This is a genomic window from Nocardia sp. NPDC088792, assembly GCF_044750615.1.
Taxonomy (GTDB): Bacteria; Actinomycetota; Actinomycetes; order Mycobacteriales; family Mycobacteriaceae; genus Nocardia.
In genome coordinates this window covers 652,293-673,479 of record NZ_JBIVKC010000005.1, presented here as the reverse complement: position 1 = coordinate 673,479, position 21,187 = coordinate 652,293, and the positions used below count along the sequence as shown (strand labels likewise).

Annotated in this window: 19 protein-coding genes; 9 read left to right on the top strand and 10 right to left on the bottom strand. The window is 67.4% G+C overall.

Translation table 11 applies throughout. The features are described 5' to 3' along the window. The first annotated feature begins 101 nt into the window (after window positions 1-101). Complete coding sequence (locus ACIP5Y_RS35350) at window positions 102-1,295, top strand: acyl-CoA dehydrogenase family protein (RefSeq protein WP_400356730.1); 1,194 nt, start codon at window positions 102-104, stop codon at window positions 1,293-1,295. Window positions 1,296-1,315: 20 nt separating this feature from the next. Next, window positions 1,316-2,443: an acyl-CoA dehydrogenase family protein gene (locus ACIP5Y_RS35345; RefSeq protein ID WP_400356729.1), complete on the top strand. Its 1,128-nt coding sequence runs from the start codon at window positions 1,316-1,318 to the stop codon at window positions 2,441-2,443. 103 nt (window positions 2,444-2,546) lie between these two features. Here the strand turns inward: ACIP5Y_RS35345 and ACIP5Y_RS35340 are convergent, their stop codons facing one another. Together ACIP5Y_RS35340 and ACIP5Y_RS35335 are read right to left on the bottom strand one after the other, a co-directional pair. Further along, window positions 2,547-3,242: a maleylpyruvate isomerase family mycothiol-dependent enzyme gene (locus ACIP5Y_RS35340; RefSeq protein WP_400356728.1), complete on the bottom strand. Its 696-nt coding sequence runs from the start codon at window positions 3,240-3,242 to the stop codon at window positions 2,547-2,549. Between the two features lie 137 nt (window positions 3,243-3,379). After that, complete coding sequence (locus tag ACIP5Y_RS35335; RefSeq protein ID WP_400356727.1) at window positions 3,380-4,576, bottom strand: glycosyltransferase; 1,197 nt, start codon at window positions 4,574-4,576, stop codon at window positions 3,380-3,382. Window positions 4,577-4,709: 133 nt separating this feature from the next. On the opposite strand from ACIP5Y_RS35335, the gene ACIP5Y_RS35330 reads away from it, so the two are divergent. Continuing rightward, window positions 4,710-5,123, top strand: coding sequence for a VOC family protein (locus ACIP5Y_RS35330; RefSeq protein ID WP_400356726.1), 414 nt, complete (start codon window positions 4,710-4,712; stop codon window positions 5,121-5,123). Between the two features lie 125 nt (window positions 5,124-5,248). On the opposite strand, the gene ACIP5Y_RS35325 is transcribed toward ACIP5Y_RS35330, so the two are convergent. The 3 genes from ACIP5Y_RS35325 to ACIP5Y_RS35315 form a co-directional block, all read right to left on the bottom strand. After that, window positions 5,249-6,253 carry a sigma-70 family RNA polymerase sigma factor gene (locus tag ACIP5Y_RS35325; RefSeq protein WP_400356725.1) on the bottom strand — a complete coding sequence of 335 codons (1,005 nt, stop codon included), beginning with the start codon at window positions 6,251-6,253 and terminating at the stop codon, window positions 5,249-5,251. A gap of 190 nt (window positions 6,254-6,443) precedes the next feature. After that, on the bottom strand, window positions 6,444-8,093 hold the full coding sequence (locus ACIP5Y_RS35320) for an acyl-CoA synthetase (RefSeq protein WP_400356724.1): 1,650 nt from the start codon (window positions 8,091-8,093) through the stop codon (window positions 6,444-6,446). Between the two features lie 84 nt (window positions 8,094-8,177). Beyond that, a complete protein-coding gene (locus ACIP5Y_RS35315) occupies window positions 8,178-9,215 on the bottom strand; it encodes an LLM class F420-dependent oxidoreductase (protein ID WP_400356723.1) in 1,038 nt (345 codons plus the stop codon). 168 nt (window positions 9,216-9,383) lie between these two features. Here ACIP5Y_RS35315 and ACIP5Y_RS35310 point away from each other — a divergent pair, with 168 nt between their 5' ends. From ACIP5Y_RS35310 to ACIP5Y_RS35295, 4 genes are read left to right on the top strand one after another with little or no spacing between them, the layout of a single operon-like run. Beyond that, entirely contained in the window at window positions 9,384-10,307 is a 924-nt protein-coding gene (locus ACIP5Y_RS35310) for a Zn-ribbon domain-containing OB-fold protein (protein ID WP_400356953.1), read from the top strand. 17 nt (window positions 10,308-10,324) lie between these two features. Continuing rightward, window positions 10,325-11,359, top strand: a complete 1,035-nt coding sequence (locus tag ACIP5Y_RS35305) for a thiolase domain-containing protein (RefSeq protein ID WP_400356722.1) — start codon at window positions 10,325-10,327, stop codon at window positions 11,357-11,359. Next, window positions 11,356-12,522: a thiolase domain-containing protein gene (locus tag ACIP5Y_RS35300; RefSeq protein ID WP_400356721.1), complete on the top strand. Its 1,167-nt coding sequence runs from the start codon at window positions 11,356-11,358 to the stop codon at window positions 12,520-12,522. The genes ACIP5Y_RS35305 and ACIP5Y_RS35300 overlap by 4 nt, the downstream gene beginning before the upstream one ends. Then, window positions 12,519-12,929, top strand: coding sequence for a nuclear transport factor 2 family protein (locus tag ACIP5Y_RS35295; protein ID WP_400356720.1), 411 nt, complete (start codon window positions 12,519-12,521; stop codon window positions 12,927-12,929). The genes ACIP5Y_RS35300 and ACIP5Y_RS35295 overlap by 4 nt, the downstream gene beginning before the upstream one ends. 65 nt (window positions 12,930-12,994) lie before the next feature. On the opposite strand, the gene ACIP5Y_RS35290 is transcribed toward ACIP5Y_RS35295, so the two are convergent. Next, the gene (locus tag ACIP5Y_RS35290; RefSeq protein ID WP_400356952.1) at window positions 12,995-14,194 is read right to left on the bottom strand and encodes a cytochrome P450; all 1,200 of its coding nucleotides are present in this window, start codon (window positions 14,192-14,194) and stop codon (window positions 12,995-12,997) included. A 207-nt stretch (window positions 14,195-14,401) separates the two neighbouring features. On the opposite strand from ACIP5Y_RS35290, the gene ACIP5Y_RS35285 reads away from it, so the two are divergent. Together ACIP5Y_RS35285 and ACIP5Y_RS35280 are read left to right on the top strand one after the other, a co-directional pair. Continuing rightward, window positions 14,402-15,571, top strand: coding sequence for a steroid 3-ketoacyl-CoA thiolase (locus ACIP5Y_RS35285; RefSeq protein WP_400356719.1), 1,170 nt, complete (start codon window positions 14,402-14,404; stop codon window positions 15,569-15,571). Between the two features lie 357 nt (window positions 15,572-15,928). After that, window positions 15,929-16,345, top strand: a complete 417-nt coding sequence (locus ACIP5Y_RS35280; protein WP_400356718.1) for a helix-turn-helix domain-containing protein — start codon at window positions 15,929-15,931, stop codon at window positions 16,343-16,345. A gap of 491 nt (window positions 16,346-16,836) precedes the next feature. Here ACIP5Y_RS35280 and ACIP5Y_RS35275 read toward each other — a convergent pair whose 3' ends face one another. The 4 genes from ACIP5Y_RS35275 to ACIP5Y_RS35260 form a co-directional block, all read right to left on the bottom strand. Continuing rightward, window positions 16,837-17,892: a hypothetical protein gene (locus ACIP5Y_RS35275; RefSeq protein ID WP_400356717.1), complete on the bottom strand. Its 1,056-nt coding sequence runs from the start codon at window positions 17,890-17,892 to the stop codon at window positions 16,837-16,839. Next, complete coding sequence (locus ACIP5Y_RS35270; protein ID WP_400356716.1) at window positions 17,889-18,401, bottom strand: ImmA/IrrE family metallo-endopeptidase; 513 nt, start codon at window positions 18,399-18,401, stop codon at window positions 17,889-17,891. Before ACIP5Y_RS35270 ends, ACIP5Y_RS35275 begins: the two co-directional genes overlap by 4 nt. Before the next feature lie 10 nt (window positions 18,402-18,411). Beyond that, window positions 18,412-19,755, bottom strand: coding sequence for a hypothetical protein (locus ACIP5Y_RS35265; protein ID WP_400356715.1), 1,344 nt, complete (start codon window positions 19,753-19,755; stop codon window positions 18,412-18,414). A gap of 518 nt (window positions 19,756-20,273) precedes the next feature. Then, window positions 20,274-21,185: an SDR family oxidoreductase gene (locus ACIP5Y_RS35260; RefSeq protein WP_400356714.1), complete on the bottom strand. Its 912-nt coding sequence runs from the start codon at window positions 21,183-21,185 to the stop codon at window positions 20,274-20,276. Window positions 21,186-21,187 lie beyond the last annotated feature (2 nt).

Genomic DNA, 21,187 nt, shown 5'->3' with positions numbered 1-21,187 from the left:
GGGTAGCAAACCGACCCTTACCCGAGGTCCATACTGGAACATGTTTCACCAGCTGTGCAATGATCGGCTGAACCGAGAAAACGAAGGCTAGAGGTACAGCTATGCGTATCGCGTACACGCCGCAACAGGAACAGCTACGTGCTGAGCTGCGTGACTACTTCGCCCGACTCATCACTCCCGAACGGCGAGCGGCGCTTTCGGCGACGACCGGTGAGTACGGCGAAGGCAATGTCTACCGCGAGGTCGTCGCCGAGATGGGCCGCGACGGCTGGCTCACCCTCAGCTGGCCCAAGGAGTACGGCGGCCAGGACCGGTCCACCATGGATCAGCTGATCTTCACCGACGAGGCCGCCGTGGCCGGCGCCCCGGTGCCGTTCCTGACCATCAACTCGGTGGCGCCGACGATCATGCACTACGGCACCGAGGAGCAGAAGAAGTTCTTCCTGCCCAAGATCGCCGCCGGTCAGCTGCACTTCGCCATCGGCTACTCCGAGCCCGGCGCGGGCACCGACCTGGCCTCGCTGCGCACCGCCGCGGTCCGCGACGGTGACGAGTGGATCATCAACGGGCAGAAGATGTGGACCTCCCTCATCGCCTACGCCGACTACATCTGGCTGGCCGCCCGCACCGACCCGAGCGCCAAGAAGCACAAGGGCATCTCGATGTTCATCGTGCCGACCTCGGCCGAGGGCTTCTCCTGGACGCCGGTGCACACCATGGCCGGCCCGGACACCTCCGCCACCTACTACCAGGACGTGCGGGTCAAACACTCCGACATGGTGGGCCCGGAGAACGGCGGCTGGTCGCTGGTCACCAACCAGCTCAACCACGAGCGCGTCGCGCTGACCTCGTCCGCGCCGCTGGCCCTCGCGGTCGCGCAGACCACCGAATGGGCGCGGAACACCAAGACCGGCAACGGTTCCCGGGTCATCGACCAGGAGTGGGTGCGGATCGCGCTGGCCAAGGTGCACGCCAAGGTCGAATACCTGAAGCTGCTGAACTGGGAGATCGCCTCTCGCGCCGACGCCGGCGGGGACGCCGCGCCGCGCCCGTGGGACGCCTCCACCTGCAAGGTGTACGGCACCGAGCTGGCCACCGAGTCCTACCGCGCGCTCATGGAAGTGCTGGGCCCGCAGGCCTATCTGCGTCAGGATTCGGTCGGCGCGCAGCTGCGCGGCCGGTTGGAGCGCATGCACCGCGCCTGCCTGATCCTCACCTTCGGCGGCGGCACCAACGAGGTGCAGCGCGACATCATCGCCATGACCGCCCTCAAGCAGCCCGCGGCCGCTCGCTGATCGAAAGCTAGGTAACCATCATGGATTTCAGCCTTACCGAAGCACAGCAGGACCTGGCCCGGCTCACCGCCGAGGTGACCGGCAAGCTCGTCACCGCGGACCGCCTGCGCGAACTCGACAAGAACACCGACGCCGCGGGCGCGCCGGCCGTGCGCTTCGACGAGCCGCTGTGGAACTCCCTGGCCGAGACCGGCGTGCTGGCCGCGGCCCTGCCGGAGTCGGTGGGCGGCAGCGATTTCGGCGTGCTGGAGCAGACCGCCGTGCTGCGCGAGCTCGGCAAGTCGGTGGCCGCCGTGCCGTACCTGTGGTCGATCGTGCTGGGCGCGAGCGCACTTGCGGAGTTCGGTTCCGACGCCCAGCGTGAGCTGGCTGCCGCAGCCGCGTCCGGCGCGAAGATGCTGACCGTGGCGCTGGCCGAGGAGCGCAACTGGGAGCTCACCAGCCCGGTGACCACGGCCGACGAGGACGGCGGCTGGCGCATCACCGGTCTCAAGACCACCGTGCCCTACGCCCGCCAGGCCGCCCGGATCCTGGTGCCCGCCACCGTGTCCGGCAAGGCGGCCGTCTTCCTGGTCGATCCGTCGGATGCCACCGTGCGCGTCGACGACCAGATCGTCACCGACCGCTCCCCCGAGGCCGAGGTCGAATTCTCCGGCACCCCCGCCGAATTGGTCGGCACCGTCGAGCAGGGCGCGGAAATCCTGCAATGGCTGCTGGAACGCGCCTGGCTGGGCCTGGCCGCCCAGCAGCTGGGCACGGTCGAGAAGGGCCTGGAACTGGTCGCCGACTACGCCCGCGAGCGCGAGCAGTTCAACAAGAAGATCGGCAGCTTCCAGGCGGTGGCTCAGCGCCTCGCCGACGCCTACATCGATGTCCAGGGGGTGCGCCTGGCGGTGCAGCAGGCCGCCTGGCGGCTCGCCGAAGGGCTCCCGGCCACCGCCGAGATCCACACCGCCAAGTACTGGGCCGCCGACGCCGGTCACCGCGTATCCCATACCGTCGTGCACGTGCACGGTGGCGTGGGCATCGACCGCGACCACATCGTCAACCAGTTCTTCACCGCCGCCAAGCACAACGAGTTCGCGCTCGGCGGCGCGACCGATCATCTGCGGGCCCTGGGCAGCCTGCTCGCCGAACCGGCCCACTGAGGTCCCGATACGACTGACGGCCCCTGCATCCGCGGTCGAAGCGGCGAGGTGATGGCTTCCATACCGGCCACCGCCTCGCCGCTTTTCTCTGCGCGCGAAGGCTTTACGGCACCAGCGGCCCGGCGAGAATGCGCTCGCCGGCGGCCCAGTTGCCGTTCCAGGCCAGGGCCGGGTCGGTGGCGGGGATGCGCTGCCAGAGGGCGAGCAGCAGATCCGATGCGGCGCCGGTGAGTTCGGCGACCGGTTCGCCGGGACCGTAGGTCCAGGTCTGCCCGGTATCGGTGGATCGGATGCGCAGCGCTGCCTGCGGTTCGGTGGCCAGGCCGCGCTGAATCATGCGCGGGGCGAACAGTTCGAAGACCTCGCTGATGCCGTCGGCGGCCAGTTCCGGATCGAAGGCTTCGGCCGCGCCGAGGGCGTGCTGCCCGTCCCAGACGTGTACCAGGGTTTCCAGCGCACGACGGCGCTGCCAGAAACCCACGGTGCGCGGCAGGAGTTTCGAGAAGGTCCAGGCCGGCGTTTCCGGGTCCACGGACAGGCTTGTCACCAGGGCGTCGGCGGTGTCATCCAGCCAGGCGCGGAGTTCCGCGGCCGTCTTCGGCGCGGGTTCGCCGGTGTGGTCGCCGCGGTTCTCGGCGACGGCGGTCACGACCCACAGGTTGCCGTTCCCGACATGGTCGGCGAGGTCGTAGAGGGTCCAGTCGCCGCAGCCCGTGACCGGTGTCGACAGCTCCACATCCGGAGTGACGAGCTCCCCGAATGCCGTGAGTTGATGTCGTAAAACCGCTAGAAAATCCATGAGCCACACGGTAAGCGGCGGTTATGCCGCACACCAGCGATATCCGGCCAGTGGCGTGCGAATTTCGGTCGAACAACGCGCGATTCGCGGCCCCGGATTCCGGCGTTTCGCGGTTCGGGATTCCGTCGGTTCGCGGTTCAGGATTCCATTTCGCGCACCGAGAAGAGGCGTTCGGCCACCGGTCCCGCGGCATGTCCGGACGGTTCCAGTTCCCGCAGCAGCTGATCGCTCAGCGCGTCCGCGCGAATGCGGCGGCCGAGCTCACCGGCGGCGCGGTAGTACACCGGAGACCGCAGCACCTGCCGGACGGCACGGGCGACGCGCTGCGGAGAAGCAATGCGCGGCAGCACGATTCCGGCCCGGTGCGCGCGCACCCGGGCGGCATGGTCGGCATGGTCGCGGCCGTGCGGGAGCACCACCACGGGTAGGTCGGCGGCCAGCGCCTTCATCAGGGTGCCGTGCCCGCCGTGCGTCACCACCAGGCTGGCGTAGCGCATGATCTCGCGGTGCGGGGCGGTCTGCAGCACTGTCACGTTCGCGGGCGCGATGACGGCGGCCGGATCGACCGCGGGTCCGGTGGTGATGATGCCGCGCACCAGCAGCCGGCCCAGGCCCTCGGCGATCCGCTGCAGGCATTCGGCCTGGCCCTGGGCGGTGGTGGACAGCGAGACGAGGACCAGTGGGTCGCCGCCGTCGGTGGCGGTCCAGGAGGTCTCCCCCGCCCAGTGCGGATCATCCAGGATGGGCCCGACGTACCGGACGCCGTGCGGGCGCTGTCCCGGGAAATCGAAGGCGGCACTGGACAGTACGAGCTGCCGGTGCGCCAGCTGGGCCTGATCCTGGTAGTGGGCCAGCCGTTCCAGCCCGAAGCCTTCGCGCAGCGCGTTCAATTGCGGCAGCAGTCCCTGATCCCATTGCCGCTGTACCAGCGTGCCCACCAGCCGGTCGCGTAGCCGGCCGACCGGTCCGTGTGCGGGCCCGAATCCGGTCTCGGGCGGCGGGGCGCCTTCCACCTGCAGCGGATAGACGCCGGTCATGAGCACCGAGAACGGCACTCCGCAGGCTTGGGCCGCGACCATGGCTCCGAAGGCGAAATAGGAGGTCAGCACCAGATCCGGCCGTTCCGAATCGATTTCGTCGGCGGTATCGCGGGCGAATCCGACACCCGCCCGCGGCCGCAGCCGGGCTCCGGTGTCGGTCACCTCGGCGGCCATGGATTCCTCGGCGAGCACGGTCACCCGGTGACCTCGCCGCACCAGCCGGCGCACGACTCCCAGCTCCGGTGGCACCGGCCCGCCGTTTCCGGTGAGTGCGACCAGGTAGCTGTATTTCATCGAGCACCTCCACAGCCACTCTGTCACGACCGGCGCTCCGCTGTCGGACCGATGAGTTTTTCGGGCTCGATTCGTCCCCACTAGCGACAGCTGTCACTGCGTGCATCGGATCGCGGATGGAAGGACGACCCCCATGGCCAGCAAAATGATCTTCATCAATCTCCCGGTCGCGGACCTGGAGCGGGCCAAGCGGTTCTACGAGTCCATCGGCTGGAAGGTGAATCAGGATTTCACCGACGGGAACGCGGCCTGCATCGTCATCGACGACAACATCTGCCTGATGCTCCTGACCAGAGACTTCTTCACCACGTTCAGCGAAAGACCGCTCGGCGATTCGGTCAGCACGGTCAATGGTTTGTACGCGCTCTCGCTGGCCAGCGCCCACGAGGTCGATGCCCTCACCGACGCCGCCGTCGCCGCGGGCGCGATCGAAGAGGTGAACGCGGACAAGCGGGCTCAGGAGGCGCAAGTCGGCATGCACGGCCGCACCTTCATCGATCCCGACGGCCACCAGTGGGAGCCTTTCCACATGGCCTATCCGGGTTAGCCGACCGCCCGGTCTTCGAGACGTGAACGGCCCGCGGGGTTTTCACCCTGCGGGCCGTTCTACGCATGCCGCCGCACTGCGCCGGACCACCCCGGCGCATCCACCTGCGCGACGACAAAGTCTAACTAGTTCTCGCGGTACTCCATCGGAAGGCCGAAGAGCGGGAACAACTTCTCGGTATCGAGGAAGAAGTTCAGGCCCGAGATGGTGGAGCCATCGAGCTCCAACACTGTAATCGACCACGGCGTCCACAGTCCCGGTTCTTCGTCACTGGGTTTGTAGTGACCGAAAGCCGGCTGCCCGTTGGCGCCCGCGAGCGGGATGAGGCGCGAGTTGCGGCAGGCCTGACCGGTGCCGAGCATGAAGGCGGCGACATTCTCCGGACCGGATACCCACAGCGGGAACGGCGGCATGGACAGTGCCACATCGGCCTTCAGCAGGTCGGTGAGCGCGGTCATGTCATAGGACTCGAAGGCCTTGACGAAGTCGTCGACGAGTTTGCGCTGCTGCTCATCGGTTTCACTGAAGGCGTCCGAAACCGTGGACTTCTCTTGCACTTTCGACATGGTGGCGCGGGCGCGCTGCAGCGCGCTGTTCACCGAGGCGGGCGACACCTCGAGCATGTCGGCGGTCTCGCTGGCGGAGAAGCGCAGCACCTCGCGCATGATGAGGATGGCGCGCTGACTGGCCGGCAGGTGCTGGACCGCGGCCACGAAGGCCAGGCGCAGTGTGTCTTTCGCGCTCGCGGCCTCGGCGGGATCGGCGCCGAAGGCGAGGCCGTTCGGAATCGGTTCCACCCATACGTAATCCGGCTCCGGCGCCGGCAGCTGCGAATCAGGGGTGGAGGGACCGGACAGATCCATCGGCCGGGCGCGGCGCTGTGGACCGTCGAGCATGTCCAGGCAGACATTGGTGGTGATCTTGTACAGCCAGGACCGCAGACTGGAGCGGCCCTCGAAACCGTCATACGACTTCCACGCGCGGGTGAAGGTCTCCTGCACGGCGTCCTCGGCCTCGAACGAAGATCCGAGCATGCGATAGGCGTAGGCGCACAGTTCCCGCCGGTGCGTCTCGAAGCTCTGTAAAACCTCGTCGGTGACCGTGGCGGACCGGTCCCCCTTCTCGCTCATGCGGACCACTGTGGCACAGGCCACCGACAAGTTGCGGAAAACGAAGTCCCCCACTCTCGAAGGCGGCGCGGCACGACTCCCCGGGACAACGCATCGCGCCCGGTCACGCGGTGAGCGTGACCGGGCGCGATTCTCGCGAGCACCGAGGGATCTTCCCGCGAGCTACTTGGTGCTCGAAGCCGGTTGCGGGTTACTTGGAACCGGGCGCCTGGGCGTGATTGTCGGCCGGGCGCTCCTCGGTCTGCGCGTGCGCCCACTTGTAGTCGGGCTTACCGGCGGGCGACCGCTTGATCTCGTTCACGTACCACAGGCTGCGCGGCAGCTTGTAGGACGAGATCTCCTGGATCAGCGTGGGCCGCAGTTCGTCGAGGGTGGGTCGCGATCCGTCGCGACACTGCACGACCGCCACCACTCGCTGGCCCCAGCGCTCGTCCGGCACGCCGACCACCAGCGCGTCGAAGATCTCCGGATGCGCCTTGAGCGCGCCCTCGACCTCCTCGGGGTAGATCTTCTCGCCGCCGGAGTTGATGCTGACCGAGCCGCGGCCGAGCATGGTCACGGTGCCGTCCTCCTCCACGCGGGCGTAGTCGCCGGGGATGGAGTAGCGAATGCCGTTGAACTCCTTGAACGTTTCCGCGGTCTTGACCGGGTCGTTGTAGTAGCCGACGGGGATATTGCCGTGCCGGGCCAGCATGCCGACCTTGCCGGAGCCCGGTTCGACCGGGTTGCCTTCCTCGTCGAGCACCTGGGTCGAGCCGTCGATCTTCACGCGCGGCCCGCCGGTGTGGGTGGTGCCCTTGGCGGCCACGGAGAGCCCGCCGAAGCCGGTCTCGGAGGAACCGATGGAGTCGGTGATGAGCGCGCCCGGGAACCGCTCGACGAACTCGTCCTTCAGCGTCGGCGAGAACAGGGCCGCGCTGCTGGCGAGCACCCACAGACTCGAATGCTGGTACGGCTCACCGGTTTCCGGGTTGCCCTCGGCGACGGCGTCGAGCATGGGCCGGGCCATGGCGTCGCCCGTTATGAAGATCATGTTCACGCCGTGCCGCTGGATCGCCTGCCACACGCCGTGGCCGCTGAACTCGGGCAGCATGACGGCCTTGCCGCCGTCGAAGAGGCTGTGCAGGGTGGCGGTGAACGAGCCGCCGTGGATCAGCGGCGGAATGGGGTAGCGCACCATGGGCGTGTTGCCGCTGGCGCCGCCCTTGGACTGTTCCCACTCGTCCTCGATGTGGACGCCGGTGTAGAAGTTGATGCCGCCGCCGAGCACGCGCCACCAGTCCTCCTGGCGCCACATGACGCCCTTGGGGAGACCGGTGGTGCCGCCGGTGTAGATCATCATGATGTCGTCGGAGGTGCGTTCCTCGAAGTCGCGCTCGCCGGACGAACCGGCCAGTGCCGCTTCGTATGCCACCGCGCCGGGGGGCAGCGGGAGATCGGTGCCGTCCTCGACGGTGACGACCGTGGCCACCGCGGGGACGTTCGGCAGCACATTGGCCACCTTCTCGCTGTAGCGGCGTTCGTGGATCAGCGCGACCATGTCCGAATTGCTGAAGATGTATTGCAATTCGTTCTCGACGTAGCGGTAGTTCACGTTGATCATGACCGCCCGCGCCTTGAAGATCGCCACCATGGCCTCGACGGCCTCGATGGTGTTGCGCGAGTAGACGCCGACCTTGTCGCCGGGCCGCACACCGTGCTCCTGCAGGTAGTGCGCGAGCCGGTTGGCCCGGTCCTCCAGCTCGGCGTACGTCACCGAGCGGGTGTCATCAACCAGTGCGACTCGCTCCGGCATGAGATCGATGGTGTGTTCGACAAGGTCCGCTATGTTGTAGCTCACAAGGATGAAAATAGAACCTGTTCTCGTTCTCGGCAAGGGGGACATTCCCACTCACCGAGATCGAGTTCGATCCTAGAACGAGTTCTACGACCGGATAAGCGGTTTCAGCCGCTCGAACTGCTCGGCATCGTGCACGCCGACGAGCATCATGGTCACGCCGGCTTTCTCCCAGACCTTCAACTGCTCGCGCACATGGTCCTCGTCGCCGATGATCGTGGTGTCCAGAATCAGCTGATCGGGCACCGCCGCGGCCGCTTCCTCCTTCTTCCCTGCCCGGAAGAGGCGCGTGATCTCGTCGACCTCGGCGCCGTAACCCATCCGCCGGTACACCTCGGCGTGGAAGTTCAGCTCCTCCGCGCCCATCCCGCCGATATAGAGCGCCGAGAACGGCCGCAGCCGATCCAGCGCAGCCTTGGGATCGTCGGTCAGGATCACCTGCGCGGTGGCCGCGATCTCGAAGTCCTCGCGGGAGCGCCGCGCCCCGGGCCGCGAGAAGCCCTCGTCCAACCACTCGTTGTACATGTCCGCCAGCCGCGGCGTGTAGTAGATGGCCAGCCAGCCGTCGGCGATCTCCGCGGTCAGGGACACATTCTTGGGACCCTCCGCGCCCAGCCAAATGGGCAGGTCAGCGCGCAGCGGATGGGTGATCGACTTCAACGGCTTGCCGAGACCCGTGGCCCCGGAACCGTTGTAGGGCAACGGGTAATGCGGTCCGGCACCGGTCACCTTGCCCTCGCGGGCGAGCACCTGCCGGATGATCGACACGTACTCACGGGTGCGCGCGAGCGGCTTCGCGAACGGCTGCCCGTACCAACCCTCGACCACCTGCGGACCGGAAACGCCGAGCCCGAGAATGTGCCGCCCACCGCTGAGGTGATCCAGCGTCAGCGCGGCCATCGCGGTCGCCGTGGGTGTCCGCGCGGACAACTGCACCACCGAGGTCCCCAACCGCACCCGGCTGGTCTGCGAACCCCACCAAGCCAGCGGCGTGAAAGCGTCCGACCCCCACGACTCCGCAGTGAAGACGGCGTCGAATCCGGCCTCCTCGGCGGCGTTCACGAGATCTTGCGCATTGGCCGGCGGCTGCTGCCCCCAATATCCGAGTTGCAACCCAAACCGCATTCCCGTCCTCCTCCTAGAACATCCGGGGGTCCGCGGGGGCGAAGCCCCCGCGGACCAATACAGCGGTGGGCAGGGGCGCAGCCCCGGCCCTTGCCACTATCTCTAGAACCTGTTCTACTCGATCTCGTGACTCACGGGAACACCGAAGTACTGTCCGCGCCGCTGCGGATGCAATTCGACTACACCCGTTCCACCGGACCGATCATCGGGCGCTTCCTCACGGAACTGCGGTCCGGGAAGGTCGTCGGTGTGCGGGGGTCCGATGGGCGCGTAATCGTGCCGCCCGCGGAATTCGATCCGAAGACCAGTGAACCGCTCTCGGAGTTCGTCGAGGTCTCCGATGTCGGCACGGTCCAGACCTGGTCCTGGGTCGCCGAGCCGCTGCCGGGTCAGCCCTTCGATCGTCCTTTCGCCTACGCGCTCATCAAGCTGGACGGCGCGGACACCGCCATCCTGCACGCGGTGGACGTGGCAACACCGGCCGACATCTCGATCGGTCTGCGGGTACGGGCGCGCTGGGCCGGCGAACGCACCGGCAGCATTCATGACATCGCCGCCTTCGAGCCCGGCGAGACCTCCATCGCCCCAGCCGATTCCGCGTCCGATGCCGAACCCATCACCGGCATCGTGACCCCGGTCGACTTCTCCATCAAGCACACCGCCGCGCCGCAGGAAGCCGTCTTCCTGAAGGCGCTCATGGAGGGCAAGCTGCTCGGCGCCCGCGCCCGCATGGACGGCAAGGTGTACTTCCCGCCGCGCGGCGCGGACCCGCGGGACGGCTCCCCCACCGACGATTACGTCGAGGTGTCCGATACGGGCATCGTCACCACCTTCTGCATCGTGAACGTGCCGTTCATGGGTCAGACGCTGAAGCCCCCGTATGTCGCCGCCTACATCCTGCTGGACGGCGCGGATATCCCGTTCCTGCACCTGGTGCTCGGCATCGAGGCGAGCGAGGTCCGGATGGGCATGAAGGTCCAGGCGGTGTGGAAGCCGCGCGAGGAGTGGGGCCTGTCCATCGGCAATATCGACCACTTCCGGCCGACCGGCGAGCCCGATGCCGACTACGACAGCTTCGCGCACCACCTGTAGAGAGGCGCTGAAATACCTTGAGTGACACAGCAACCGACATCGCGGTGGTGGGCTTCGCGCACGCGCCGCACGTGCCGGAGACCTTCGGCACCACCAATGGCGTCGAGATGCTCGCGCCGTGCTTCCAGGAGCTCTACGCCGAGCTCGGCATCGGCGTCTCCGATATCGGCTTCTGGTGCTCCGGCTCCTCGGATTACCTTGCCGGACGCGCGTTCTCGTTCATCTCGGCCATCGACTCCATCGGCGCGGTGCCGCCGATCAACGAGTCGCACGTGGAGATGGACGCGGCCTGGGCGCTGTACGAGGCGTGGGTGAAACTCCGCTCCGGACAGGCGGAGACGGCGCTGGTGTACGGCTTCGGCAAGGCGTCGGCCGGTACCCTGCGCCAGATCCTGACCCTGCAGACCGACCCGTATCTGGTCGCGCCGCTGTGGCCGGATTCGGTTTCCCTCGCCGGCCTGCAGGCCCGGGCGGGCCTGGACGCGGGCAAGTGGACCGAGGCCGATATGGCCGCCGTGGCCGCCCGCTCCACCGGCGCCGACGCCGAAAAGCTCTTGGCCGCAAGCAAGGTCGCCGATCCGTTCCGCGCCCATGACATCGCCCCGATCACCGACGGTGCGGCCGCCATCGTGCTGGCCGTGGGCGATCGCGCCCGCGAGCTGCGCGAGCGCCCGGCCTGGCTGACCGGCATGGCCCACTACATCGACAGCCCGGTGCTGGGCGCCCGCGACCTCACCGTCTCCGAGTCCGCGAAGCGGGCGGCCGACGCGGTCACCGGCGGCGATGCGAGCGGCTTCGATGTGGCCGAGTTGCACGCGCAGTTCAGCCACGAGGAGCTGATCCTGAAGCAGGCCATCGGCCTGAACGGGAACACTCGTATCAATCCGTCCGGCGGCCCGCTCGCAGGCAACCCCATGTTCGCGGCCGGTCTCGAACGCATCGGCTTCGCCGCCACCGAAATCTTCAATGGCAACGCGAATCGCGCGCTGGCCCATGCCAGTTCCGGACCCGCGCTGCAGCAGAACCTGGTCGCCACCTTGGAGGCACGATGACCTTGCCAGCCGCTGTCCTGGGTACCGGACAGACTCATCACGTGACCAAACGGTCGGATGTCTCCATGGCGGGCATGGTCCGCGAGGCCATCGACCGGGCGCTGACGGACTCCGACCTGACCATGGCCGATATCGACGCGGTCGTGGTCGGCAAGGCCCCCGACTTCTTCGAGGGCTCCATGATGCCGGAGCTGTTCCTCGCGGATGCCTTGGGCGCCACCGGAAAACCGCTGCTCCGCGTGCACACCGCCGGTTCGGTGGGCGGTTCGACCGCGGTCGTGGCCGCCAGTCATGTGCAGGCGGGTGTGCACCGCCGGGTGCTGGCCGTCGCCTGGGAGAAGCAGTCGGAGTCGAACGCCATGTGGGCGCTGTCGAACCCGGTGCCGTTCACCAAGCCGGTCGGTGCGGGCGCGGGTGGCTACTTCGCCCCGCACGTGCGCGCCTATATCCGCCGCGCGAACGCGCCGCTGCACATCGGCGCCATGGTGGCGGTGAAGGATCGCCGCAATGGCGCGCGTAATCCGTTGGCGCATCTGCATCAGCCGGATATCACGCTGGAATCGGTGATGTCGTCCCAGATGCTGTGGGACCCCATCCGTTTCGATGAGACCTGCCCGTCCTCGGACGGCGCGTGCGCCATGGTGATCGGTGACGAGTCCGCGGCCAAGGCCGTGGAGGCGCAGGGCCGGAAGGTGGCCTGGATCCACGGCACCGCCATGCGCACCGAGCCGCTGGCTTACGCCGGCCGCGATCAGGTGAGTCCGCAGGCCGGGAAGGAAGCCGCCAAGGCGCTCTGGAAGCAGGCCGGGATCACCAACCCGCTCGAGGAGATCGACGCGGCCGAGATCTACGTCCCGTTCTCCTGGTTCGAGCCCATGTGGCTGGAGAACCTGGGCTTCATGCCCGAGGGTGAGGGCTGGAAGCTCACCGATGCGGGCGAAACCGCCATCGGCGGAAAGCTTCCCGTGAATCCGTCGGGTGGCGTGCTGTCCTCCAATCCGATCGGCGCGTCCGGCATGATCCGCTTCGCCGAGGCGGCCAAGCAGGTCATGGGCCGTGCGGGCGACTACCAGGTGGAGAACGCACGCAAGGCGTTCGGGCATGCGTACGGCGGTGGCTCACAGTACTTCTCGATGTGGGTGGTCGGGAGTGAGCAGCCGTGAGCACCGAGCATCCGGCCCGGGTCGCGGGCCTGAAATCGCAGGCGGCCGTTCGGGCCAAGGACAAGGACACCTGGGTGTCGCTGTTCGCCGTGGACGGCATCGTGGAGGATCCGGTCGGTCCGTCGTTCTTCGATCCGGACGGCAAGGGGCACCGCGGCGCGGAGGCCATTGCGGCGTTCTGGGACAAGGCGATCGCGCAGACCGACTCCATCGAATTCCTGTTCGATGACTCCTTCGCCTGTGGCAGCGAGGTGGCCTATGTCGGCCGCATCCGCACCACCATGGCGGGACAGATCATCGATGCCGAGGGTGTCTTCACCTACAAGGTCGACAATGACGGCAAAATCCTTGCCCTGCGCGCTTTCTGGGAGACCGAACGTGCGATGACGACGCTGAAGCCGGCGTAGCAACACACAAGAAAGGCCCCGCCTGCTGCACTGGCAGGCGGGGCCTTTTTCTTACTGTGACGAGGTCAGTGGGCGACCGGGCATCCGCTCTTGTAGTCGACCTGGAATTCCTTGACGCCGTTCAGCCAGCCGGAGCGCAGTCGCTTCGGATCGCCGAGTTTGGTGATGTCGGGCATGTGATCGGCAATAGCGTTGAAGATGATCTCGATTTCCAGCCGGGCCAGATTGGCGCCGATGCAGAAATGCGCGCCGGTGCCGCCGAAAGCCAAGTGCGGGTTCGGATCCCGCAGAATATCGAAGGTATACGGATCCTCGAACACCTCCTCGTCGAAGTTGGCCGACCGGTAGGACAGGATCACTCGCTGCCCCTTCTTGATCTGCGTGCCCTCGAGGTCGACATCCTCGAGCGCGGTGCGCTGGAAGCTGCTCACCGGGGTGGCCCAGCGGATGATCTCGTCGGCGGCGGTCCGGGGCCGCTGGGACTTGAAAAGCTCCCACTGGTCCGGGTTTTCGAGTAAGGCGGCCATGCCGTGGGTGGTGGCATTGCGGGTGGTCTCGTTGCCGGCCACGGCCAGCACCATGACGAAGAAGCCGAATTCCTCGGGCAGCAGCGCCTCACCGTCCAGATCGGCATTGATCAGTTCGGTGACGATGTCGTTGGCCGGGCAGGCCCGGCGGGCCTCGGCCATCTGGTAGGCGTAGCCCAGGATCTCGGTGGAGGCGACGACCGGATCGGCGTCGCTGTCCGGGTCGTCGTAGCTGGTCATCTCGTTGGACCACTTGAAGAGCTTCATGCGGTCTTCCTGCGGCACGCCGATGAGTTCGGCGATGGCCTGCAGCGGCAGTTCGGAGGCCACCTGCTGCACGAAGTCGCCGGTGCCGGAGGCCACGGCGGCCTTCACGATGGATTCGGCGCGGGCGGTCAGTTCGGCGCGCAGGCCGTTGATCACGCGCGGCGTGAAGCCCTTGGAGATGATCTTGCGCAGCTTGGTGTGCTCGGGCGCGTCCTTGTTGAGCAGGACGAAGCGCTGCAGTTCGATCTGTTCGCGGGTGATGTCGTCGTTGAATCGCGGGATGGCGGTGTTCTCGAAGGTGGAGAACACGTCGTCACGGCGCGAGACGGTCTTGACGTCGGCATGCTTGCTCACCACCCAGAAGCCGTCGTCCTGGAAGCCGCCCACTTCGGGGGATTGCGGGTTCCACCAGATCGGTGCGGCCTTGCGCAGTTCGGCGAGTTCTTCGACCGGAACGCGCTGCGCCCACATTTCCGGGTCGGTGACGTCGAATCCGTCCGGGACGTTCGGGCGGGCCTGGGTATCCACCACCAGCTGTCTCCTTTGACCAACTGAAACCTGTTCTACCGACATTCAAGCACGGGTGGTAAACCAGGGGAAGAGACAATGGAAAACACCGTTTACTGACTTAGGCTAGTCGCAGAGAACTTGTTGCAGTTCTGATCCGGAAGGAAAGTCATGGGTACACCTGTCATCGTCGAGGCGGCCCGCACGCCGATCGGCAAGCGCAACGGCTGGCTGGCCGGTCTGCACGCCGCCGAACTCCTGGGAGCGGCACAGAAGGGCGTGCTCGAACGCGCGGAGATCGACCCCATCCTGGTCGAGCAGGTCATCGGCGGCTGCGTCATGCAGGTCGGCGAGCAGAGCAACAATGTCACCCGCACCGCCTGGCTGCACGCGGGCCTGCCGTGGCAGACCGGCGCGGTCACCATCGACAACCAGTGCGGGTCCGCCCAGCAGGCGGTCGGCCTGGTGGCGGGTCTCATCTCGACCGGCGCCATCGAGGTGGGCCTGGCGTGCGGCATCGAGTCCATGAGCCATGTTCCGTTGGGCGCCAACGTCGGAACGCACGCGGGCCCGCGCAAGCCGGCCTCCTGGAATATCGACCTGCCCGACCAGTTCACCGGCGCGGAGCGAATTGCCAAGCGGCGCGGCATCACTCGTGACGACACCGACGAGTGGGGCGAGCGCTCGCAGCGACTGGCCGCGCAGGCGTGGGCGCAGGGCCGCTTCGATCGCGAGGTGCTGACCATCAAGGACGCCCCGCAGGTGGACAAGGAGGGCACCCTCACCGGCGAGACCGCCGATATCAGCCGCGACCAGGGCCTGCGCGAGACCACCCGCGAGGGCCTGGCGAAGCTGAAGCCGGTGCAGGAGGGCGGAATTCACACCGCGGGCACCTCCTCGCAGATCTCCGACGGTGCGGCCGGCGTGCTGCTGATGGACGAAAAGGCCGCGCAGCGTGAGGGTTTGCGCCCGCGCGCCCGCATCATCGCGCAGTGCCTGGTGGGTGGCGAGCCCGAATACCAGCTGGACGGTCCGGTGCAGGCGTGCCAGCGGCTGCTGGAGCGCAGCGGCATGAGCATCGGCGATATCGATGTGTTCGAGATCAACGAAGCTTTCGCGTCCGTGGTGCTGTCGTGGGCCTCGGTGCACAAGCCGGACCTGGATCGGGTGAACGTGAACGGCGGCGCGATCGCGCTCGGGCATCCGGTCGGCAGCACCGGATCCCGGTTGATCACAACGGCTTTGCACGAGCTGGAGCGGTCGGACAAGAACGTCGCGATGGTCCTCATGTGCTGCGGCGGCGCGCTCGCGACCGGCACCATCATCGAGCGGATCCAGTAGCCCAAACTTTTTGGGGCCTGGGTTGAACGTTCATCCGACTTGTCGCGAAACGTGGCGTACGCCACACAATCTCCGGTACAGACAAGAAGATGAGATGTCAGCTATCTTATAGCTACAGGTGGCCCGTCCGGGAAGACCCTCGCGACGGGCCAGAACCGGTCCGCTTAAGCGCTCGGCAAGAACCGTGGGGTTGGCCCGCAAACGCCCAAGCCACAGAGGGTGAACCGGATCACCGCCTAGAAGCTTCAAGGAAATCGCGAATCAGGCGTAGGTTTTCAGTTACTGAGCCGCTAATATCAATGATACGTATCCGAGATAACGACTGTTAGTACAGCGAAGGGAATTGGGCGGCTCACAATGGCTGATTTCGCGGCGCGGCTGAACAAGCTGTTCGAAACCGTGCATCCCCCGGGGCGTAAGCCGCACACGAACGCAGAGGTGGCGGCCGCCTTGACGGCATCCGGCCATCCGATCTCGAAACCGTATCTCTCGCAGTTGCGGTCGGGACAGCGCACGAACCCGTCGGATGAGACGGTGGCTGCTCTGGCAAAGTTCTTCAAGGTCAAACCTGACTACTTCTTCAACGACATCTACGCGGCGAAGATCGATCATGATCTAGAGCTGCTGTCCCAGCTGCAGGGCTACGGACTTCGTCGTCTGTCGAGTAGAGCATTCGACCTCTCCGAAGAATCTCAGAATCTACCCACCTCCATGGCGGAGAAGTTGCGGGCAAGCGAAGGTCTGCCCGAAATTCCTCCGGACGGCACGGAATAGGCCCTGCCACAGAGCAACACAGTGCGGCTAGCTCGGAGGCCGCACTGTGTTGGTTTGTCGGCAGCGTGATCCACGTCGGACCGACGGAGAATGACCGGCTCTGCTTGCAGGGCAGCGCCGGCCAATCCCCGACCATTCGGTATGCATGAGGAGTGTTGCACCGGTCCCGGTTCGCCGAGGCCATGTGGCGTAGAACCCTGCGCTGGTGCAATATGCACAATCCTGGCATTACCTATCCAGCACGTTCCGGGTCCCGAAGTCAGTTCTTTTGTGCACTATGCCGTTTTGTGCACTGTGAGTGATTCGCCCCCAATGCACCATCCCGTGACAAGCAAAGTCCCGTGCTGCATGGCAGCACGGGACTTGTCATATTCGAGACAAGATCGTATTTGCGCCAACCTGTCGCGGGAAAGGTATTAGTACAACAGCGGTGACCAGCACCGTGCAGTCGAACTGACGCGAAGTGACCGATTCGATGACGGATTCGGCGACTAGTGTTGCGCCGAACCCTGAACGGCGTTGGGGCGCGCATTCGAACCCGTCGCATCATATGCCCGAGCAATCGCATGCACCCACCCGCGCGGACCCACTCCGGGTGGGGGCGAGATCCAGCGGGGATCGATCACCACATCGCCGAAGGGATTCCGGGCCCACTCCGCCACCCGAAGGGCGCGCGGAGCAACCTCGTCCGGCGGCTTGGTGGCATCGGTCAGCTGGATGCCGACCGTGGCCAGATCCACACCGCCACCCGCCTGCAGGTAGAGCGCGTCCATGATCTGCGCCACTTGGTCGGAGGCCTTGATCTGGGTGCCCGACCCCTTCTCCTCGTGCGCGATCACCTCCGGGAAGCGGCCCACCAGCACCCGGTGCAGGGTCCGAATCTGCCTGAGCAGCATGCGCGCTCGCCACCACAGCTCGATGACGATCCACACCGCGCCCACCGCGATGAGCAGACTCGCCAGCTCCCACACCGGCCAGTACCAGGCGCCCTGGCCCGGCACCTCCATCGGCTGGTGCTGCATCGCGCGCCGAATCGACAGTGCGGCAAGCACACCCACGAGGAAGGTGCCCGTCGAATAGAGGGCGATACCGCGGCCCAGCGTGGTCCAGTCCAGGTTACGCACGCCGGTGATGACGATGAAGACGCACTCCACCACCACGATCACCCACCCGAAGGTGAGCGACCAGACCAGTGTGAGCAGCATGGCGATGAGGCCGCCCGCATAGATCACCCAGGCGATCTGGCGCAGATTGCGGCGCGAGACCACCGGCCAGGCGGCGGCCGCCACCACCGAGGTGGCGGTGCCGAACAGGATCCAGGAGGCCGCGGTCAAGCGGTCACCGAACCACTCCCCGTGCACGCCGTTGGGCAGCAGATGATCCACCGCCACATTGATTTCCGGCACGGCCAGGGTGGCCGAGGCCGCCACCGACGCCACCGCGACCACGATCGCCACCCGCGCCGTGGTCGCTGGCTTCACCAGCACCCGCCCCACCCGCGCGCCGGCTGCCATCCAGACCAGCAATGCTGTCAGCCAGAAGGTCATCCGAGTGCCTCATCGAATCGAAGGACCGAGACGCCCGCGCCCCGGCTTTTGAATACACGCAGTCGGGTCATGAGCATGCTGGCGAAGGTCTCCGCCTCCCATTCGGCCTGCTCGTCCTCGCCCAGATCGATGGCCTTCTGATGGGAGCGCTGGCTGAGCATGTAGGCGATGAGGTCGTCGCTGGCCTCCAGCACCACCTCGGCGGCCGCCTCGCCCGGATGATCGAACACGATGTGCCCTAGTTCGTGGGCGAGGGTGTGCTCGCGGCTGGGTAATGCGGACGCCAGCACGATGACATCCTTCTCCGGATAACTGCGGCGCTGACCGCACACGCCGGGACCCAGTTGGGCGCTGGCGATTTCGATGGGCCGCCGCCGTTCGGCGGAGATGGCCAGCACCACCTCGTCGAGGGTGGTGGCGTCGAAATCGGCCGCCACCGCGCACACCGCGTCGACGGCGGCCGCCACCCTCCGGTAGGAGCCGATGCTGTGCGCCTTGCTCTCGGTCATCGCGCTACCCCTACACCCTCGGTCCGAAGAACGCGGCCCGGGCGGCATCCACCCGCGCCTGCGCCGCCGACGCACCCTGGAAGCTCACCGCACCGGAACCCGCGCCCGCGAGCGTGAGCGCGATCAGGCCACCGACCACCGACAGCACCTTGATCGGCGGCAGCGGACTGTTGGCCGAGGTCGGCCGGATATCCGGATTCGGTTGCGCCAGTGGCGGAACCGATGGTGGCGGGGGCGGCACCGCGGCGGGCGCGGGTGCGGGAGCCGGCGCAGCGGCCGGGAGCGCGGGCAGCGGCGGCAGGAACGCGGGGAGCTGCGGTACGGCCGGGGGCTGCGGAATCTCCAGCGGCACACCGGGCGCCGCCGGCGCGGGCGGCGGCGGAATCAGCAACAGCAGGAGCGGTGAGGCGCAGACGGCCGCCGAACCCACACCGGCCGAACCGACCGCCGCGGAACCCACCGCGGCAGAACCGAGTGCGGCCGAACCCGTTGCCGCCGAACCGACCCCGGCCGAACCGGCGCCCGCGGACCCGACGCCCGCCGAACCCACACCCGAACCGGTCGCGGCGGAGCCCGCACCGGAACCCGTTGCGGCGGAACCGACTCCGGACCCGGTACCCGCCGAGCCGACGCCCGCCGAGCCGCCGGTGGCCGAACCTGCACCGGCCGAGCCCACCGCGGCGGAGCCGACGGCGGCAGAGCCGGTGCACAACGCGCCCAGGCCCGCCGAGCCGACCGCGGCGGATCCCACCGCGGCCGAACCGACTCCGGCCGAGCCGGTGCCGAAGAGAAGACCGAGAAGTCCGGCGCCGGTGCCGATTCCGGCGGAACCCACGCCGGCGGAGCCGAGGCCGAGGATGCCGGCGGTGCCGAGGCCCGCGGAACCCGTTGCGGCGGAACCGGCGCCGAGTGCGGCAGAACCGGTGGCGAGTCCGGCGGCGCCTGCGCCCAGCACGGCGGAGCCGGTGGTCGCGCCTGCCGAACCTACGGCGGCGGATCCGGTACCCAGCGCGGCCGAGCCGGTGCCCAATGCGGCGGAGCCGGTGCCGCCCAATACCGTCCCGGCGCCGGCGGATCCGACTGCGGCCGAGCCCACGCCGGCGGAACCCACCGCGGCCGAGCCGACCCCTGCCGAGCCGGTACCGAGGCCGAGGATGGCCAGGAGATCATCGGGCCCGCCCGCAACGGGATTCGCCCCCTGCGGCTGAGCCTGCGGGGCGGAGTCGCCGCCCGCCGGAGCGGGCTGTAGATCGATGCCGCTGGGCTGCGCGTCGGCGGCCACGGGCCCGAGCAGCGCCGACCCGGCGACAGCGGTTATCACTGCCACCAAGCGCCATGCACGACCGAAGATCATGCGAAAGCCATCCCCTCATCGATACTGCGCGGTCGGCTTCCTCCCGTCCTGCGGTGCGGGGAATTCCTACCCGCACCAGTCAGGTTGGAGCGGTATCAAGCGCCCCTCACAGCCCCGATTGCCGGACCTTTGCGGAACGCGGTCATCGTACCGGTCACCATGTCACCCCGCACAACTCTCGAGAGCATTAGGGGAACGATGAAACCGTACGCCCGCCGCTTCCCCCGCGTACCGAATATGAACAAGCGCCCCAGCATAATTGGCCGATTCGAGATCATCCCGTGCGTCCCAGCCACCTCAGATGTCACCGCGACGCCGCTGTCCCTCCCGAGCAAAACCGGCAATCCACCCGTACAGGACAGCTAATCATCTGCTCACCCCACGCACCGCCGCGCCGGGTTGCCCGTTTTGCCGTGAGGTGACACTTGCCACAGCGGAGAAGTGACTTACGCCATACAAAACAGTCGTCGCCGGCACCCAGTGGGTACCGGCGACGAAAGCGACTGGCGTGACGCAGATCACGCTCCGTAGACGGGCTCCGGCACGGTCGCCTTGCCCAGCAGATCACGCACCACCGGACCCAGCTCGGCCGGCTCCCAGCGCGCTCCCCGATCGATCGAGACGCCGTGCCGCCAGCCGTCGGCCACCGTCACCTTGCCGCCCTCGACCTCGAACATGCGGCCCGTGACCCCCGCGGAATCCGCACTGCCCAGCCAGACCACCAACGGCGACACGTTCTCCGGAGCCATGGCGTCGAAGCCGTCCTCCGGCGCGGTCATGGTGTCGGCGAAAACGGTCTCGGTCATCCGGGTGCGCGCGGCCGGGGCGATGGCGTTCACCGTGATGCCGTAGCGCGCGAATTCCGCGGCGGCAGTGACGGTCAGGCCCGCGATGCCGGCCTTGGCGGCCGCGTAATTGCCCTGCCCCACACTGCCCAGCAGACCCGCGCCGGAACTGGTGTTGATGATGCGCGCCTGCGGCTGCCGTCCGGCCTTGGACTCGTTGCGCCAGTATTCGGCGGCATGGCGCATGGGCGCGAAGTGGCCCTTCAGGTGCACCTTGATGACGGCGTCCCACTCGTCCTCGCCGAGGTTCACCAGCATGCGGTCGCGCACGATGCCCGCATTGTTCACCAGGGCGTCCAGTCCGCCGAAGGTTTCGACGGCGGTCCGCACCAGGCGGCGCGCGCCCTCCCAGTCGGACACGTCGTCGCCGTTCACGACGGCCTCGCCACCGAGCGCCTCGATCTCCTCGACCACCTGCGCGGCCGGGGAATCCGGGCTGGGAGCACCATCGAGCTCCGCACCGAGGTCGTTCACCACGACCTTGGCGCCCGCGGCGGCGAAGGCGAGGGCGTGCGCGCGGCCGATGCCACGACCCGCTCCGGTCACGATGACGACGCGGCCGTCGCAGATCTTGTTGTCCGTCATAT